The 17,398-nt window shown below is 61.4% G+C and carries 17 protein-coding genes; 7 read left to right on the plus strand and 10 right to left on the minus strand.

The genetic code is table 11. The features are described from left to right. Nucleotides 1-16: 16 nt before the first annotated feature. From mrdA to ACZCWR_RS02940, 4 genes are all read right to left on the minus strand, one after another. A complete protein-coding gene (mrdA, locus tag ACZCWR_RS02925) occupies nucleotides 17-2,287 on the minus strand; it encodes a penicillin-binding protein 2 (RefSeq protein WP_487302237.1) in 2,271 nt (756 codons plus the stop codon). Nucleotides 2,288-2,375: 88 nt separating this feature from the next. After that, nucleotides 2,376-2,888: a rod shape-determining protein MreD gene (mreD, locus tag ACZCWR_RS02930; protein WP_487302238.1), complete on the minus strand. Its 513-nt coding sequence runs from the start codon at nucleotides 2,886-2,888 to the stop codon at nucleotides 2,376-2,378. Further along, nucleotides 2,885-3,997, minus strand: a complete 1,113-nt coding sequence (mreC, locus tag ACZCWR_RS02935; RefSeq protein WP_487302239.1) for a rod shape-determining protein MreC — start codon at nucleotides 3,995-3,997, stop codon at nucleotides 2,885-2,887. Before mreC ends, mreD begins: the two co-directional genes overlap by 4 nt. A 203-nt stretch (nucleotides 3,998-4,200) precedes the next feature. Then, nucleotides 4,201-5,244 carry a rod shape-determining protein gene (locus ACZCWR_RS02940; protein WP_004189550.1) on the minus strand — a complete coding sequence of 348 codons (1,044 nt, stop codon included), beginning with the start codon at nucleotides 5,242-5,244 and terminating at the stop codon, nucleotides 4,201-4,203. Between the two features lie 375 nt (nucleotides 5,245-5,619). Here ACZCWR_RS02940 and gatC point away from each other — a divergent pair, with 375 nt between their 5' ends. The 5 genes from gatC (at nucleotide 5,620) to ACZCWR_RS02965 (ending at nucleotide 10,668) form a co-directional block, all read left to right on the plus strand. After that, nucleotides 5,620-5,919: an Asp-tRNA(Asn)/Glu-tRNA(Gln) amidotransferase subunit GatC gene (gene gatC, locus ACZCWR_RS02945; RefSeq protein WP_487302240.1), complete on the plus strand. Its 300-nt coding sequence runs from the start codon at nucleotides 5,620-5,622 to the stop codon at nucleotides 5,917-5,919. Nucleotides 5,920-5,944: 25 nt separating this feature from the next. Beyond that, nucleotides 5,945-7,435 carry an Asp-tRNA(Asn)/Glu-tRNA(Gln) amidotransferase subunit GatA gene (gatA, locus tag ACZCWR_RS02950; protein WP_487302241.1) on the plus strand — a complete coding sequence of 497 codons (1,491 nt, stop codon included), beginning with the start codon at nucleotides 5,945-5,947 and terminating at the stop codon, nucleotides 7,433-7,435. 2 nt (nucleotides 7,436-7,437) lie between these two features. Then, nucleotides 7,438-8,907, plus strand: a complete 1,470-nt coding sequence (gatB, locus tag ACZCWR_RS02955; RefSeq protein WP_487302242.1) for an Asp-tRNA(Asn)/Glu-tRNA(Gln) amidotransferase subunit GatB — start codon at nucleotides 7,438-7,440, stop codon at nucleotides 8,905-8,907. A 102-nt stretch (nucleotides 8,908-9,009) separates the two neighbouring features. Further along, nucleotides 9,010-9,849 carry a PPK2 family polyphosphate kinase gene (locus tag ACZCWR_RS02960; RefSeq protein WP_487302243.1) on the plus strand — a complete coding sequence of 280 codons (840 nt, stop codon included), beginning with the start codon at nucleotides 9,010-9,012 and terminating at the stop codon, nucleotides 9,847-9,849. Between the two features lie 30 nt (nucleotides 9,850-9,879). Next, nucleotides 9,880-10,668 carry an exodeoxyribonuclease III gene (locus ACZCWR_RS02965; protein WP_487302244.1) on the plus strand — a complete coding sequence of 263 codons (789 nt, stop codon included), beginning with the start codon at nucleotides 9,880-9,882 and terminating at the stop codon, nucleotides 10,666-10,668. Between the two features lies 1 nt (nucleotide 10,669). On the opposite strand, the gene ACZCWR_RS02970 is transcribed toward ACZCWR_RS02965, so the two are convergent. Genes ACZCWR_RS02970 through metX form a run of 4 tightly spaced genes read right to left on the minus strand, consistent with a single transcriptional unit; the run spans nucleotide 10,670 to nucleotide 14,668 of the window. Beyond that, on the minus strand, nucleotides 10,670-11,584 hold the full coding sequence (locus ACZCWR_RS02970) for a M48 family metallopeptidase (RefSeq protein ID WP_487302245.1): 915 nt from the start codon (nucleotides 11,582-11,584) through the stop codon (nucleotides 10,670-10,672). Continuing rightward, nucleotides 11,581-12,867, minus strand: coding sequence for an AmpG family muropeptide MFS transporter (locus ACZCWR_RS02975; RefSeq protein WP_487302246.1), 1,287 nt, complete (start codon nucleotides 12,865-12,867; stop codon nucleotides 11,581-11,583). The genes ACZCWR_RS02970 and ACZCWR_RS02975 overlap by 4 nt, the downstream gene beginning before the upstream one ends. 50 nt (nucleotides 12,868-12,917) lie before the next feature. Next, nucleotides 12,918-13,526, minus strand: a complete 609-nt coding sequence (gene metW, locus ACZCWR_RS02980) for a methionine biosynthesis protein MetW (protein ID WP_487302247.1) — start codon at nucleotides 13,524-13,526, stop codon at nucleotides 12,918-12,920. After that, on the minus strand, nucleotides 13,523-14,668 hold the full coding sequence (gene metX / locus ACZCWR_RS02985) for a homoserine O-succinyltransferase MetX (RefSeq protein ID WP_487302248.1): 1,146 nt from the start codon (nucleotides 14,666-14,668) through the stop codon (nucleotides 13,523-13,525). The genes metW and metX overlap by 4 nt, the downstream gene beginning before the upstream one ends. Nucleotides 14,669-14,976: 308 nt before the next feature. Between metX and ACZCWR_RS02990 the strand changes: the two genes are divergently transcribed. Together ACZCWR_RS02990 and ACZCWR_RS02995 are read left to right on the plus strand one after the other, a co-directional pair. Beyond that, on the plus strand, nucleotides 14,977-15,258 hold the full coding sequence (locus ACZCWR_RS02990) for a type II toxin-antitoxin system Phd/YefM family antitoxin (protein WP_487302249.1): 282 nt from the start codon (nucleotides 14,977-14,979) through the stop codon (nucleotides 15,256-15,258). Further along, a complete protein-coding gene (locus tag ACZCWR_RS02995; protein WP_487302250.1) occupies nucleotides 15,255-15,575 on the plus strand; it encodes a type II toxin-antitoxin system RelE/ParE family toxin in 321 nt (106 codons plus the stop codon). Before ACZCWR_RS02990 ends, ACZCWR_RS02995 begins: the two co-directional genes overlap by 4 nt. On the opposite strand, the gene ACZCWR_RS03000 is transcribed toward ACZCWR_RS02995, so the two are convergent. Together ACZCWR_RS03000 and argB are read right to left on the minus strand one after the other, a co-directional pair. Continuing rightward, nucleotides 15,572-16,318, minus strand: coding sequence for a pyrimidine 5'-nucleotidase (locus ACZCWR_RS03000; RefSeq protein WP_487302251.1), 747 nt, complete (start codon nucleotides 16,316-16,318; stop codon nucleotides 15,572-15,574). The genes ACZCWR_RS02995 and ACZCWR_RS03000 overlap by 4 nt on opposite strands. A gap of 74 nt (nucleotides 16,319-16,392) precedes the next feature. Continuing rightward, nucleotides 16,393-17,292, minus strand: a complete 900-nt coding sequence (gene argB / locus ACZCWR_RS03005; protein ID WP_487302252.1) for an acetylglutamate kinase — start codon at nucleotides 17,290-17,292, stop codon at nucleotides 16,393-16,395. Nucleotides 17,293-17,398: the final 106 nt, after the last annotated feature.

The following is a 17,398-nucleotide window of genomic DNA, read 5'->3' on the forward strand; positions in this document are numbered from 1 at the left end:
TGCATGGCCGTGTCCTTTATTCGTCGATGCCGCCAGACGGCGCCACCGTGCGCACATCGTTTTCATTGCCGCGCACCATCGTCGGCGTCGGCTCGGCGGGGCGCTTTTTCGGCGCGGGCGTGCGTTCCGGCGTCGATGCGGGAAGCGCCGCTGTCGGCGCCGATGCCGCACGCGCCTTCGATGCCGCTCTCGGCGCGGACGCCGGAACCGCCGTCGCGGATGCCGCCGCCGCAACCGATGGGTCCGATGCGGCTTGCGGTGAAAACGCCGGCGATTTGTTCGCCACCGATGCAGGCAACGCAGCAGCGGCGGGCGGTTGCGTGCCGCCGATCATCGGCAGACCGGAATCTTCTGTCGCGGATGCGGCGGCCGCCACCGCAGCGGCTTCCGCGCCGGGTTTGAGTCGATCGACGAGATAATAGTCCAGCACCTTGCGCGCGATCGGCCCGGCCGATTCCGCGCCCCAGCCGCCGTTTTCCACGATCAACGCAAGCGCGATCTGCGGATGCTCCGCCGGCGCGAACGCAATAAACAGCGCATGGTCGCGCAAATGCTCGGCGAGCGCGTGGCCCTTGTAGTTCGACCCTTGCAGCGAATAAACCTGCGCCGTGCCGGTCTTGCCCGCCGCCTGATACGGCGCGCCCAAAAACACTTTCGACGCCGTGCCGTTGTTCACCACGCCTTCCATCGCGCGTTTGATGAAGTCGATATCCTGCTGGCGCACCGGAATCTTGTCGCTCGGATCGCGCACGACCGCGCGCGTGTCCTTCGAAATCGGATTCTCGATATCGCGCACCAAATGCGGCTTCATCACGATGCCGTTGTTCGCGAGTGTCGCGGTGGCGTGCGCGAGTTGGAGAATCGTGAACGAGTTATAGCCTTGACCGATGCCGAGGCTGATCGTCTCGCCCTCGTACCAGCGCTGTTGCTCGGGTTTGCGATACGCCTTGCGTTTCCATTCCGTCGACGGCAGGATGCCGCGCGCCTCACCCGCGATATCGATGCCCGTGATCTGCCCGAAACCCCACGGCTTCATGAAACCGGCCATCGCGTTCACGCCGAGATCGTGCGCGAGCATGTAGAAGTACGTGTCGTTCGAAACGACAATCGCGCGATTCATGTCCACCCAACCCTGGCCGGAACGCACGTCGTTACGGAAGGTGTGACCGCCGAAGGTGTACGAACCCGGGTCCTGAAAGCCCCAACCCGGCGTGCGCTTGTGCAGCGTGAGCGCGGCGAGCGCCATGAACGGCTTGTAGGTCGAGCCGGGCGGATACGTGCCGTGCAACGGACGATTCAACAGCGGATGATCCGGCGAATTGTTGAGCGCATCCCACGTTTGCTGGTCGATGCCATCCACGAAGGAGTTCGGGTCGAAGCTCGGCGCGGAGACGAACGCGAGCACATCGCCCGTCGAAGGTTCGATGGCAACAAGCGCGCCGCGCTTGCCGGAAAACGCCTGCTCCGCCACCTGCTGCAAACCGATATCGAGCGACAGCACGAGATTGTTGCCGGGCGTGGCCTGCGTGCGCGACATCGTGCGCACCGGGCGTCCGCCCGCCGTCACTTCCACTTCCTCGAAGCCGGTCAGTCCGTGCAGCTCCGTTTCATAACTCTGCTCGACGCCGATCTTGCCGACGTAATCCGTGCCCTTGTAATTGTTCGCATCGACGCGCGGATCGTAGTGATCCGAAGTCTCGTCGTTGGCATCGCTTGCATCGTCGATGCGTTCCTGATCGCGCTGCGAAATACGCCCGATATAACCGATCACGTGCGCTGCCGTCGTGCCGAGCGGATATTGACGGAACAGCCGCGCGCGCACTTCGACGCCGGGAAACCGATAACGCTGCACGGTGAACTTCGCGACTTCGTCGTCGGTGAGACGCGTGCGAATGGGCAGGCTTTCGAAATTCTTGGAGTCTTCGAGCAGCTTCTTGAAGCGGCGGCGATCGCGCGCATCGACGGGAATGACTTCACCGATCTGATCGATGACTTCATCCAGCGTGCCGTTGATCTTGGACGGCGTGATTTCGAGCGTATACGCCGAATAATTCTTCGCCAGAACAATGCCGTTCCGGTCAGTGATGATGCCGCGATTCGGCACGATCGGCGCGACGGAAATGCGGTTCTCGTTCGCCTGCAAGGAATATTTGCTGAAGTGCCAGACTTGCAGGTAAAGAAAGCGCAGCCCGATCAGGCCGAAGCAGACGAACACGAACAGTCCCGCCGCCGCGACGCGCAGGCGGAACTTCGATAACTGTTGCTCGGTGTTCTTAATCTCGGTCATGCAGCTTTCGCGATTCGATGCGCGATCTTTCGTGATTCAAGTGTAGTCCGCGCGCGATACAAAGCGCACTTGCGCGCGGCGATGGCGCTCAGATCGGGCGCGTGTCGTCAGGATCGGCGGCGCGGCGTTGCGGCATCAGCAGCAGGAAGCTCGCGATCGGCCACAGCGCGGCTTCGACGAAACCGTTGGTGAGATAGCTCCATCCCGGAAACGCGGCAGCCGTCGCCAGGCGGATGAGAAACGGCACGAGCTGCGCGCCGACCAGCAAGGGCGCGACGGCGAGAATCTGCACGGGCAGCGACATCCACAATACGCGGCGATGGATGGTGATCGCGCCATAGGACAGCAGCGTGTAGGCCAGCGCGTGTTCGCCAAGCAAGTTCGCGTTGTGGACGTCCATCAAAAGACCGAGCAGAAACGCGATGCCCATGCCGACCTTGCGCGGCTGATGCACGTTCCAGAACAGCACGACGAGCGCCACGAAATCCGGAATGAACAGGATACGGCCCCACGGCATCAGATTCAGCAGAAACGCGGCCGCAAGACTGAAGGTGATGAAGTACGGATTGACCGGCTGAAGGATGTATTGCGGGCGGTTCATCGCGCGGCTCCCGAGGACGCGGGTTTCAGCATGTGAGCTTTTTTCTGGCGTCTTGCTGTCGTACCGGAAGTCGGCTTCGGCGCAGCAGGCTTCTCAGCCGCTGGCGCGCTTGCCGCAGCGGGCGCACTGGCCGGGGCCGATGCCGCCACCGCCGCCGATGCACCGCTCGCACCGGAAGCCGCTGCCGCCTTCGCTGCAGGCTTTTTCTTGCCTTTGTTTTCCTTCGCTTCCTTGGCCGCTGCCGCCGCTTCGACCTCGATCGGATTGGGCGGCACGTTCACGTTGTAATGCAGCACGAGCAACTGACGCGCACCGCGCACCGCCGCGACAGGCAAACACACCACGCGCGCGAATGCGGTATCGGCCTGCTTGTCGACGCGCAACACCTTCGCCACCGCGAGGCCCGGCGGATACACGCCATCGAGTCCGCTGGTCACAAGTTCGTCGCCGGCCACAACGTCCGCGCTGATCGGCACGAAACGCAGATCGAGCGTGTCGCCCTTCGGTGTGCCGTAGATGACGCTGCGCAGGCCCGTGCGCGAAATCTGCACCGGCACCGCGAGATCTTTGTCCGTCAACAGCGTGACTTCGGATTGCAGCGGAAACACACGCGTAACCTGACCGATTACACCGTCTTCGTTTGTCACCGGCGCGCCGTCCTGGATGCCTTGCTGGCTTCCCTTGCTGATGACGACCTTCTGCGTGAAAGGATCGCGCGTGTCGTACTGAATTTCGGCAGGCGTCTCTTGTGTGGTCGCGCGCGATTGCAGATTCAGCAACGCCCGCAGATGCTCGTTCTCGATGGCGAGTTGCGAGGCATCGCCCGCTTTCGCGGAGAGTTGCAGATTTTTGTCGGAGAGTTTGCGGTTTTCGCTGCGCAACGTGGCGCTGGTCACGGCGAGATCGGCCGCGCCCATGAAAATATCGCGCGGCACCAATGCGGCCCGCTGTAACGGATATAGCCCTGCACCGAGAATGCCGCGCACGATTTCCAGCGTGCTGAAGCGCGCATCGGAAATGAGCAGCGCGACGGCCAACACCACAAAAAAGATGAGGCGGGCGAGCGCTGAAGGGCCTTGCTTGAAAAGTGGCGGCGGACTGTATTCCATGGTCGGCGCCGAGGGCGTGAACGGATGGATCGATTGCTGCAGGCGCTGTGTTAAAGGCGGCCTGCCCTACGCTGTTTCGACAACGGCCCGGACTGATGCCGGGCCGTGCGCGCGTAGCGTAACGCGGATACTACTTTGGATTGAAGCTCCGGTGACCCTCGCGCCACGAAGAATGACATAAAGCGAGAGGTGTCGGCAGAAGATCACTCGTAAGAGAAGATGCTGCCGAGCTTGTCCATGCGTTCGAGCGCCATGCCCGAGCCACGCACGACGCACGTGAGCGGGTCTTCCGCGACGAGCACCGGCAAGCCGGTTTCTTCGGCGAGCAGACGATCGAGGTCGCGCAACAGCGCGCCGCCGCCCGTCAGCATCATGCCGCGCTCGGCGATGTCCGCGCCGAGTTCCGGCGGCGTTTGTTCCAGCGCGATCTTCACCGACGAGACGATCTGGTTGAGCGGGTCCGTCAATGCTTCGAGAATCTCGTTGCTCGAAATGGTGAAGCTGCGCGGAATGCCTTCCGACAGGTTGCGGCCCTTCACTTCCATTTCCTTGACTTCGGAGCCGGGGAAAGCCGAACCGATTTCCTTCTTGATGGCTTCGGCGGTTTGCTCGCCGATCAGCATGCCGTAATTGCGGCGAATGTAATTGACGATGGCTTCATCGAACTTGTCGCCGCCGACGCGCACCGAGCCTTTGTACACGATGCCGCCCAGCGAAATGACGCCGACTTCCGTCGTGCCGCCGCCGATATCGACGACCATGGAGCCCGTGGCTTCCGACACCGGCAGGCCCGCGCCGATCGCGGCGGCCATGGGTTCTTCGATGAGATAGACCTGCGATGCACCCGCGCCGTGTGCCGCTTCCTTGATGGCGCGGCGCTCGACCTGCGTGGACCCGCACGGCACGCAAATGATGATGCGCGGCGACGGCGAGAACATGCGGGATTCGTGAGCGGTCTTGATGAACTGCTTGATCATCTGCTCGGTGACGGTGAAGTCGGCGATCACGCCGTCCTTCATGGGCCGGATGGCCTCGATGTTGCCCGGCACCTTGCCAAGCATCTGCTTGGCTTCCTTGCCGACTGCCTGAATGGTCTTCTTTCCGTTCGGGCCGCCTTCCTGGCGGATGGAAACGACTGACGGCTCATCTAGGACGATGCCCTTGCCGCGCATGTAGATCAGCGTGTTGGCGGTGCCGAGGTCAATCGCCAGGTCGTTGGAAAAGTAGCTGCGCAAAAAGCCGAACATTCAAAAATCCTGTCTCGCTGGGTAGCCGTTCGTCGCGCGTGGCGCCGGTGACGGCAGCGGAAAAAATAACGGTTTGCCGGGACGGCGAATGCCCGCCGTGAAGTGCAAATCCGGGAAGAAATCTACCGCAGAGCGGAGCGTCCGACGCAAACGTTTCTCACATTGCATGCAATCAGGGAGAAACACGCCCACAGGACGTTCCAGAGGTAAGTCGAACGTGTAATGATACCTTATAATTTGTGGGTTTCTATAGGAAAAGGATGGCACTTTTTGCCATCGCAAACCCCGATTTCAGAAGGCTCCGCGCGATTGTCACGCAGTGTCACAACGACAGTGCGCAATGGTGCGCCTTTCATGTTCTTCTCCGGTGATTTCATGTCTTTGACCCTGACCGACGTTAAGCGCATCGCGCATCTCGCGCGGCTCGAACTGCCCGATAACGAAGCCGAACCCACGCTCGCGCGCCTGAATGACTTCTTTGGCCTCGTCGAGCAGATGCAGGCCGTCGATACGACCGGCATCGAGCCGCTCGCGCATCCCATCGAACAGATCGAGGAAGTCGCGCTGCGGCTGCGCGAGGACGCTGTCTCAGAGCGCGTCGATCGCCAGGAGTTCCAGCGTTCGGCGCCCGCCGTGCAGGACGGTCTCTATCTCGTACCCAAGGTCATCGAATAAATCGCGCGCTCATCAGGGAACTGCAATGCATCAGAAAAGCTTGACCGAACTGCGCGCCGCGCTCGACTCGAAGGACATTTCCGCCGTCGAACTCGCGCAGTCGTATCTGCAACGTATCGAGGCCGCGAAGGACTTGAACGCGTTCATCGGCGTGGATCGCGAACTCACGCTGGAACAGGCGAAAGCCGCCGATGCGCTCATCGCGCAAGGCAACGCGGGCGCGCTCACCGGCCTGCCGATCGCGCACAAGGACGTGTTCGTGACGCGCGGCTGGGCCTCGACCGCCGGTTCGCACATGCTCGAAAATTACGCCAGCCCGTTCGATGCCACGGTCGTCGATCGATTGAAGCACGCGGGCATGGTGACGCTCGGCAAGACCAACATGGACGAGTTCGCAATGGGGTCGTCCAATGAGAATTCGTACTTCGGCGCGGTGAAGAATCCGTGGGATCTCAAGGCCGTTCCCGGCGGCTCGTCGGGCGGTTCGGCGGCGGCGGTGGCCGCGCGTCTCGCGCCCGCCGCGACCGGCACGGACACGGGCGGCTCCATTCGCCAGCCTGCGTCGTTCACCGGCATCACCGGCATCAAGCCGACTTACGGGCGCGTGTCGCGTTATGGAATGATCGCGTTCGCGTCGTCGCTGGATCAGGGCGGGCCGATGGCGCAATCCGCGCAAGACTGCGCGCTGCTGCTCAACGCCATGTCCGGTTTCGACGAGCGCGATTCGACCAGCCTGCAACGCGAAAACGAAGACTACACGCGCTATCTCGGCCAGACGTGGAACGGCGACGCGGGCAAGCCGCTGGCAGGTTTGCGGATCGGCTTGCCGAAGGAATACTTCGGCGCAGGTTTGGCCGATGACGTGCGCGCTGCCATCGACGAAGCATTGAAGCAATACGAAGCGCTCGGCGCGACGCTCGTCGAAGTCTCGCTGCCGAAGACCGAGCTGTCCATTCCGGTGTATTACGTCATCGCGCCGGCGGAGGCTTCGTCGAATCTGTCTCGTTTCGATGGCGTGCGCTACGGGCATCGCGCGGCGCAGTACAAAGACCTGCTCGACATGTACAAGAAGTCGCGCGCCGAAGGCTTCGGGCCGGAAGTGAAGCGGCGGATTCTCGTCGGCACTTACGTGCTGTCGCATGGCTATTACGACGCGTATTACCTTCAGGCGCAGAAGATTCGCCGGATCATCGCGCGGGATTTTCAGGAAGCGTTCAAACAGTGCGATGTCATCATGGGACCGGTCGCGCCATCGGTGGCGTGGAATCTCGGCGAGAAGGCCGACGATCCCGTGCAGATGTATCTCGCCGACATTTACACGCTCTCCGTGAGCCTCGCGGGTCTGCCCGGCATGAGCGTGCCGTGCGGCTTCGGCGCGGGCGCGAACGCGAATCGTCCGGTGGGCTTGCAGGTCATCGGCAACTATTTCAACGAAGCCCGGATGCTCCAGGTCGCCGACGCGTTTCAGCGCGCGACTGACTGGCACCGCAAGGCACCATCGGCCTCGGGAGTCTGACTATGCAGTGGGAAGTCGTTATCGGTCTGGAGACGCACACGCAGCTCTCCACCGCCTCCAAGATTTTCTCGGGCGCGGCCACGCAGTTCGGCGCCGCGCCGAACACGCAGGCGAGCCCCGTCGATCTCGCGTTGCCCGGCGTCCTGCCGGTGGCGAACCGAGGCGCGGTCGAGCGCGCGATTCGTTTCGGCTTGGCCATCGGTGCGCATGTCGCGCCGCGCAGCGTGTTCGCGCGCAAGAACTACTTCTATCCGGATCTGCCGAAGGGCTATCAGATCAGCCAGTACGAGATTCCGGTCGTGCAGGGCGGCACGCTCACCATTCAGGTTCCGGCCAATGAAAAAGCCGGCAAGGATGCGTATGAAAAGACCATCAACCTGACGCGCGCGCATCTGGAAGAAGATGCAGGCAAGTCGCTGCATGAAGACTTCGCGGGGATGACGGGCATCGACCTGAATCGTGCGGGCACGCCGCTGCTCGAAATCGTCACCGAGCCGGAAATGCGCAGCGCGGCGGAAGCGGTTGCGTATGCAAAGGCGCTGCATGGTCTGGTTGTGTGGCTCGGCATCTGTGATGGCAACATGCAGGAAGGCTCGTTCCGTTGCGATGCGAACGTCTCGGTGCGTCCGGTCGGCCAGCAGGAATTCGGCACGCGCGCGGAAATCAAGAACCTGAACTCGTTCCGCTTTCTCGAAGAAGCGATTCAATATGAAGTGCGTCGTCAGATCGAACTGATCGAAGATGGCGGCACCGTGGTTCAGGAAACGCGTCTGTACGATCCGGACAAGCGCGAGACACGTTCCATGCGCAGCAAGGAAGACGCGCACGATTACCGCTATTTCCCCGATCCCGACTTGATGCCGCTCACGATCGATTCCGCTTGGGTCGAGCGCGTGAAGGGCGAGATGCCCGAACTGCCCGAAGGCATGAAGAAGCGTTTCGTGGAGACGTACGGTTTGACGCCGTACGACGCGGGCGTGCTCACTTCGTCGAAGGCGATGGCTTCGTACTTCGAAGCGCTCTTGCAGAAAGCGGGCGCGGCGCAGGCCAAGCTCGCGGCCAACTGGATCATGGGCGATGTCTCCGCGCAACTGAACCGCGAATCGCTCGATATCGGCGAGTCGCCGGTGTCGGCGGCGCAACTCGCGCTGATCGTGCAGCGTATCGCCGATGGCACCATCTCCAACAAGATCGGCCGCGAAATCTTCCAGACCATGTGGGAGGAGAAAGCGACGGACGAGGGTGCGGCGGATCGCATCATCGAGGCGAAGGGGCTGAAGCAGATTTCGGATACCGGCGCGCTGGAAGCGATCATCGACGAGGTGCTCGCGGCGAACCAGAAGTCGGTCGATGAATTCCGCGCGGGCAAGGAGAAGGCGTTCAACGCGCTGATCGGTCAGGCGATGAAGGCGACCAAGGGCAAGGCCAATCCGCAGCAAGTGAACGAATTGCTGAAGAAAAAGTTATCCTGATCGCACTTCCGCGTTTCCAAAGCGCGGAATGCGTGAGCGGGCTGTTGCCGGTCTGGTCTGGCAGCGGCCCGTTTTCTTTGGCTCAGACGAAAACGAGAAGACATGGCAAAGAATCCGGAACTGGACGACTTCCTCGTGCCTTATTTCGATGGCGGCAAGAAGCTCAAGCCGTTCGATCTCAGCGCGATCGATCCCGCCGCGAAGCCGTTTTCCTGCGGCTCGAAGGATGAAGACCGCGAGCGGCTTTTGGCCGTCGGGGCGCAACTGGACGACCTTCAGGAAAAGCTCCACGCGCAGCGGCATCGGCGCGTGCTGCTCGTGCTGCAAGGCATGGATACGAGCGGCAAGGATGGCACCGTGCGCGCCGTGTTTCATGATGTCGATCCGCTGGGTTTGCGTATCGTGCCGTTCAAGGCGCCGACCGAACGCGAGCTTTCGCACGACTTTCTCTGGCGCGTTCACGCGCAAGCGCCGATGGCCGGCGAATTCGCGATCTTCAACCGTAGCCATTACGAAGACGTGCTCGTGCCGTGCGTGCTGAAGCAACTCGACAGCGACGCGTGCGAGCGGCGTTATCAACATATTCGCGAGTTCGAGTCGTTGCTGGCGGACAGTGGCACGACCATCGTCAAATGCTTCCTGCATATTTCGAAGGACGAGCAGCGCAAGCGCTTGCAGGCGCGCATTGACGATCCGACCAAGCATTGGAAGTTCGATGTCTCCGATCTCGAAGCGCGCAAGTATTGGGACGATTACCAGAAGGCGTATGCCAATTTGCTCGGCGCGACATCGACGGAATATGCGCCGTGGTTCATCGTGCCTGGCGATTCGAAGACGCATCGCAATGTGATGGTCGCCGAACTCGTGTTGCGCACGATGCTGGGCATGAAGCTGGAATTTCCGCCCGCGAAGGAATCGCTCAAGGGCGTGAAGGTTGAATAAATTCGATCAAACACAAGACGGGAAGAAGATATGTTTCGCGTGATTACCGCCAATCTCAACGGCATTCGTTCGGCTGCGAAGAAAGGCTTTTTCGACTGGTTCGGCGAGCAGAAATCGGATGTGGTGTGCGTGCAGGAAATCAAATGCTCGCAGGACGATTTGACGCCTGAGTTTCTCGCGCCGCATGGGTTTCAGGGCTACTTTCAGCATGCGGTGAAAAAGGGCTATAGCGGCGCGGGACTTTATACGCGTCATGAGCCGGATGAGGTGATCATCGGCTTCGGCAGTGCGGAGTTCGATCCGGAAGGGCGTTATGTGGAAGCGCGGTTTGGCAAGCTGTCCGTGGTGTCGGTGTATGTGCCTTCGGGTTCCAGCGGCGATGAACGTCAGCAGGCGAAGTATCGGTTCATGGACGAGTTCATGCCGCATCTCACCGAACTCAGCGCTGAGCGTGAGGTGATCGTGTGTGGCGATGTGAACATCGTGCACAAGGAAATCGACATCAAGAACTGGAAGAGCAATCAGAAGAACTCGGGTTGCTTGCCGGAAGAACGCGCGTGGCTCACCAAGCTGTTCGATGACGTGGGTTACGTGGATGTATTCCGCACGCTCGATTCACGCGCGGAGCAGTACACGTGGTGGAGTAATCGCGGTCAGGCGTATGCGAAGAATGTGGGGTGGCGGATCGATTATCAGATTGCGACGCAGGAGGTTGCGGCGACTGCGAAGAAGACATCGATCTTCAGGGATATCAAGTTCAGCGATCATGCGCCGTTGACGATCGACTACGACTGGAAGTTGGCGAAGAAAAAGAAGTGACTCAGCGCCCACTCTTCTTAAACCTCCCCAACCCCCCATAATTCGGCAACTGCTCAATCGTCTTCCCCACCGCCTTCGCATACAGCGGCATCATGTCCGGCATGCGCTTGAGCAGATCTTGCCGGCGCGCCGATCCATACGGATGCATCCAGATAAAGCCGTTGTCAGAACGCCGCGTATTCGCATCGATCTTGTTCCACAACGTGATGGCCGCGCGCGGATCGTAACCCGCGCGCGAGGCGATCTCGCTGCCGATCACATCGGCTTCGGTTTCATCGTCGGGCGAATAGCGCATGGCAAGCAATTGATCGCCGATGCCCAGCGGCTCCGATTGCAAATCCGCGAAGCCGAACAACTGCGGCATGCTGCCCGTGGTCAACTGCGCCGCCTGCTGCCGCCCAAGCCGCTCGCGCGCATGCTCACGCAGCGCATGCGCGATCTCATGCCCGACCATCATGCCGATCTCGTTGTCGTTCAGATGCAGCTTGTCGATCAGCCCGCTATACACGACGATCTTCCCGCCCGGCAAACAATACATCCGCACTTCCGGCGACCGGACGACGTTGATCTCCCACTTCCAGTTCTTCGCGCGGTCGTTCCACTTGAGCGCAAACGGAATCTCGTGATTGACGATATCCCGCACACGCTTGACGAGCGGATTGTCGTCGGGCAAAAGCCGCTTGTTACGTTGCGCTTCGTGAATGATCTGCGCATATTCGCCGGCCGCCTGCGCTTCGAGCGTCTCGGGCGGAATCAGATTGCGGAATAACGCGGAGTTGCCGAAGCGAATCTGATTGTTCGGCGCGGTGTAAGGCGGTGGCGCTTTCTGCTCGTCCTGCGCATGCGCGGACACGGGCGCGAGCGCGGCCCATGCCAACGCCAGCCAGCAGGCGCGAGACAGAAAAGTCCCCGTCATCGTTGAGTTCTCCAAGGCGCGATTTTCGGCAACAGTAACATGCCCGGAATCGACAGCGCGACGCACACGAGGAAGTACGGAAACCAGCCGGTCTTGGCGACGATGAACCCGCTGCCCGCAGCAGCCAACGTGCGCGGCACGGCAGCGAGGCTTGTGAAAAGCGCGAACTGGGTCGCGGTGTAGCGCGGGTCGGTCGTGCTGGCGATATACGCGGTGAAGGTGGCGAGCGTCAAACCGGTCGCAAACGTTTCGAAGCCGTAGAGCACGGCAAGCGCAACCGGCGATGGCCCGATCTTCGCGAGCCACGCAAACCCAAGCGTCGCGATGATCTGCAAGAAGCCGAAAATCCACAACCCGCGCGCGATGCCGATCTTCACCAGCGCAATGCCACCCAGCAAGCCGCCCGCGAGGCTCGCCCAGAACGCGACCGCCTTCGCGATCACGCCGATCTGCGCGAGCGTGAAGCCGATTTTGATAAAGAACGTGGTGGCGAGCGCCGTCGCCATCGTGTCGCCGAGCTTGTAGAAGAAGATGAAGCCGAGCACGAGCAGCGCCGTGTGCCAGCCATCGCGCGTGATGAATTCATGGAACGGTTCGATGACCGCATCGCGCAGATTGCGCGGCGGCGCGCCGTGAATCGCCGGCTCTTTGATGACGAGCGTCAGGATAATGCCCGGCAGCATGAACGCCGCCGTGATGATGAACACCGTCTTCCACGGCAAGAATGTTGCGAGGATCAGCGAGAGCGAACCGGGCACGAGACCCGCGACCTTGTACGCGTTGACGTGCACCGCGTTGCCCAACCCTTGCTCCGTGTCGTGCAGCAATTCGCGGCGGTACGCATCGATGACGATATCCTGACTCGCGCCGAGAAACGCCACGAGCGTGGCAAGCGCGGCCACCTTCCAGAGTTCCTGCGCAGGCGAAAACCATCCGAACGATGCAATGCCGAGCGCGACCAATATCTGCGTGACGAACATCCAGCCACGCCTGCGCCCCGGCCGCCAACCCGGCAGACGCGGGATATAGCGGTCCATCAGCGGCGACCAGAGAAACTTCCACGTATAGGGAAGGCCGATCAGCGCGAACAGGCCGATCTCCTTCACATTGACGTGCGCGGTCGTGAGCCACGCCTGCAAAAGACTGTACAGCGTGAACAGCGGCAGTCCCGACGTGAAGCCGAGAAAGATGCAGATGAGAATGCGCTTGTTCAGAAACGCGCGCCAGCCGGGATGTTCTTCGTGAGCGGAAAGTGCAGGCGCCTCGTGTGGCGTATCGGGCATGTCGTGGCGTTGTGGCAGGTCAGGTCGATGCGTGAGCGCACCGGCATCGCTTACCGGCGCTTGACGCGATAGACCGCAAGACTACCACGCCAGTTCGCGCCCCAACGCACCGTCTGCCCGCCGTGCAGCACCACGCGGTCGAGAATTTCGATGCCCACTTCCGGCGCGAGCGCCTCGAAATCCTTGATGGTCAGCACGCGCACGTTCGGCGTGTTATGCCATTGAAACGGCAGCGATTTCGATACCGGCATATGCCCCTGAAGCACCGACAGCCGATGCGGCCAATACCCGAAATTCGGAAACGACACGATGCTCTCGCGCCCCACTCGCACCGTCTCGCGCAGGATCGCGGCGGTCTGGTGAATGGTTTGCAGCGTCTGCGAAAGAATGGCGATATCGAAGCTGTCGTCCTCGAACTGACGCAGGCCGTCTTCGAGATTGAGCTGGATCACGTTCACGCCTTTCTGCGCGCACGCGAGCACGCCCGCATCGTTGATTTCGATGCCGTAGCCGTTCACCTCCAACTCCTCGACGAGCAGCGACAGCAGCGATCCATCGCCGCAGCCGAGATCGAGCACGTTGGAGCGCGGTTCCACCCAGCGCGCGATGGCGCGAAAGTCCTCGCGCAGCGAAAGCGAATCGAGCGTGTGCTGGTTCATGCGCCCACCTCCGTGGCAATACGTTCGTAATACGCGCGCAGCAGGTTGTGATAGCGCGCATCGTCGAGCAGGAAGGCGTCGTGGCCGTGCGGCGCGTCGATCTCCGCGTAACTCACAGTGCGCTTGTTGTCGAGCAGCGCCTTCACGATCTCGCGCGAGCGCGCGGGCGCGAAACGCCAGTCGGTCGTGAAGCTCGCGATCAGATACTTCGCCGTGGTGTTGGCGAGCGCGCGGCGCAGATCGCCTTCGAACGCTTTCGCGGGATCGAAGTAATCGAGCGCGCGCGTGATAAGCAGGTACGTGTTGGCGTCGAAGTATTCGGCGAACTTGTCGGCCTGATAGCGCAAGTAGGACTCCACTTCGAATTCGACATCGAAGTTGAAGTTGTAGGCATCCAGCGCGCCTTCGGCACGACGCAGCGCGCGGCCGAATTTCACGGCCATGTCGTCATCCGACAGATACGTGATGTGGCCGATCATGCGTGCCACGCGCAAACCGCGACGCGGCTTCACGTTGTGCGCGTAGTAATCGCCGCCGTGAAAATCGGGATCGGAGAGGATGGCCGAACGCGCGGTTTCATTGAACGCGATGTTCTGCGCCGAGAGCTTAGGCGTCGACGCAATCACGATGCAATGCCCCAACCGCTCGGGATACATGATGCTCCACGCCAGCGCCTGCATGCCGCCGAGACTGCCGCCCATGACCGCCGCGAACCGTTCGATGCCGAAGCGGTCCGCCACGCGCGCCTGCGCATGCACCCAGTCTTCCACCGTGACCACCGGAAAGCGCGCGCCGAAGGGTTGGCCGCTCGCGGGATCGAGGCTCATCGGGCCGGTCGAGCCGAAACACGAGCCGAGATTGTTCACGCCGATCACGAAGAAGCGATTGGTGTCGAGCGGCTTGCCGGGACCGACGAGGTTGTCCCACCAGCCGACGTCCTTGGGATTGTCCGCATACACGCCCGCGACATGATGCGACGCGTTGAGCGCGTGACACACGAGCACGGCGTTCGAGCGCGCGGCATTCAGCTCACCGTATGTTTCGACGACGAGTTCATAGCCGCCGAGCGTCGAGCCATTCTGCATGGCAAGCGGCTCGGTGAAGCGCAGCGTTTGAGGAGTGACGATGCCGATCGATTCCATTCATTCCGCCCTGAAACGAGCGGCTAAACGGTGCCGGCCAAGCGCGGAAAAGAGGAAGATGCGCGGCTGACGACCTCTTTAGCCGCATTTGTAGTGAACCTTCCGCGAAACCTGAAGGCTCGCGCGCCCGCAATCGAGTCAGCAAATCGGCGCGCTTCATCAACGAGATTCAGCAGATGGCGATTGCCACAACCGTTTCTCGTTAGCTGCGAAGTATAGCGGAAAACGTAATAACGCCGCGAAACCCTGTGCTGGATGCGGTGCGCATCGTTGTCTATATTTCTTTCACATCGTGCCGTGAAAAGACAATGAAACCGAGCCGTGTCAGGCCGTTGAGCCATCTGAAAAGCCGCGCCGCCGAGATAATCCGCAATATCGTGGAGAGTCGCGAGCCCATGCTCATCACGCAGAACGGCGAGGCGAAGGTCGTCGTGCAGGACGTGCAGTCCTTCGAAAACCTGCAACAGACGCTCGCACTGCTCAAGATTCTGGCGATGGGGCAAAAGTACATCGAGGCGGGGCATTGCATCGAGGCGAGCGAGATGTTCTCGGAGATCGATCGCATGGACAAGGAGGAGGGCAAGCGGTGAAGACCGTCTTTCTGGACCCCGTGCGCGACGACTTGCAGGAGTATCGGCGCTATGTGCTCAATCATTTCGGCCGCACGGCGTGGGTCGCCACGCGCGACAAGATCGCGGAAGCGATCGCTGAAATCGAGAGCGCGCCGCGCCGCGGCTCGACGCCGCCCGAACTGGCCGATTTCCGCATGACGGGTTACTACGAAGTGGTGAGCGGGACGAACCGCATCATCTACAAGCTGGACGATGAAACCATCTACGTGCATCTCGTCGTCGATACGCGCAGCGATCTGGCGGATGTGCTCGCGCGGCGTCTTTATCGCATCTAGCGCTTTTTCAAGGCACCGCCGAGCGTCAGCGCGCGTAGCGAGCGCACGGTGCGATCGACGTAATGCGGCCGTCCCGCGCCCGGCTTGCGTGCCGACACGCCGCCGCTCGACGTGCGCGCCGCCGGCAAATGCCCGACGATCCACACCGTGCGAATACCCAGCCGCCGATAACTTTTCAGATGCCCGCGCGTGTCTTCGACGAGGATTGAGTCTCTTAGGCGAACGTGCGCGCGGCGCATGGCGTGGCGCAGCATCGCGGCATCGGGCTTGGCGCGCCAGTGTTTGCCCGCGCGCATATCCTCGATGGCGATCACGCGCTCGAATAACTTGCCGATGCCCAGTTCCGCCAGCACGGCGCGCGCGTACAGCGTCGGCCCGTTGGTGATCACGATCTTGCGTCCCGGCAACGCGCGCAGCATGCGCGACAGGCCGCGTTCGGCGCGCAGCATCGAGGGCAGATCGGCGAACGTGTGCACGACATGCAGGAAGTCGGCGGCATCGATGCCGTGATGCTTCACCAGCCCGGTCAGCGTCGCGCCGTAACGCACGGTGTAGCCGGTGCGCAGGCGGTTCGCTTCGTCCATATCGACGTCCAGCCGATCCATGATGTATTGCGTCATCGCCTTGTTGATCGCCGGAAACACCGCGTGCGATGCGTGGTGCAGCGTGTTGTCGAGATCGAAGAGCCAGACGGGCACGCGTGCTTTCACGGGACGGCGGCGGGACGGACGGGACGAATTCATGGCGTGCGCGTGGCGTCAAAAGAAACGCCCGCGCGAGGCGGGCGTTGCAGCGAAGGAAATGCGGGAACCGAAGCTCAATGCGAGCGGATCATCGTGCCGAACGGCTGTTCGGTGAGAATTTCCAGCAGCACCGAATGCTCGATTCGTCCGTCGATGATATGCACCGAGCGCACGCCGCTCTTGGCGGCATCGAGCGCGGAGGAAATCTTCGGAAGCATGCCGCCGGAGATGGTGCCATCCGCGAACAGCGCGTCGATTTCGCGCGCGGAGAGGTCGGTCAGCAGATTGCCTTCCTTGTCCATCACGCCGGGAATGTTCGTCATCATGACGAGCTTTTCCGCGTTCAGCACGACGGCCAGCTTGCCCGCGACCAAGTCTGCGTTGATGTTGTAGGAGAGGCCGTCCTCGCCGAAACCAATCGGCGAAATAACCGGAATGAACGCGTCATCCTGCAAGGCCTTCACGACCGCCGGGTTGATCGACTCGACCTCGCCCACCTGACCGATATCGATGAAACCGCCGGGATTGTCGCGGTCCGGCATCATCAGCTTGCGGGCGTGGATGAGACCGCCGTCCTTGCCGGTGAGACCCACGGCCTGACCGCCGAAATGATTGATGAGCGTGACGATATCCTGCTGCACTTCGCCGCCCAGCACCCACTCGACGACTTCCATGGTTTCTTCGTCGGTGACGCGCATGCCCTGAATGAACGTGCCTTGTTTGCCGATCTTCTTGAGCGCCTGATCGATCTGCGGGCCGCCGCCGTGCACGATCACCGGATTGATGCCGACCAGTTTGAGCAGAATGACATCGCGCGCGAAGCCTTGCTTCAGACGTTCCTCCGTCATGGCGTTGCCGCCGTACTTGATCACGACCGTCTTGCCGTGATACTGACGAATATAGGGCAACGCCTCGGCCAGTATTTCAGCTTTCAGGGTTGGCGCGATCTGGGTAAGGTCGGGAAGCTCGGACATGGCGGCATTGAGGCGAGGGGCGTTGGAACACGCCGAATTGTACACAACTGACGCGGCGCAACAGGGCGTTTTGACGCGTGATCCTGTCGGGCTGCATCGCGAATTT

The sequence above is a fragment of the Caballeronia sp. A2-2 genome (genome assembly GCF_057612605.2).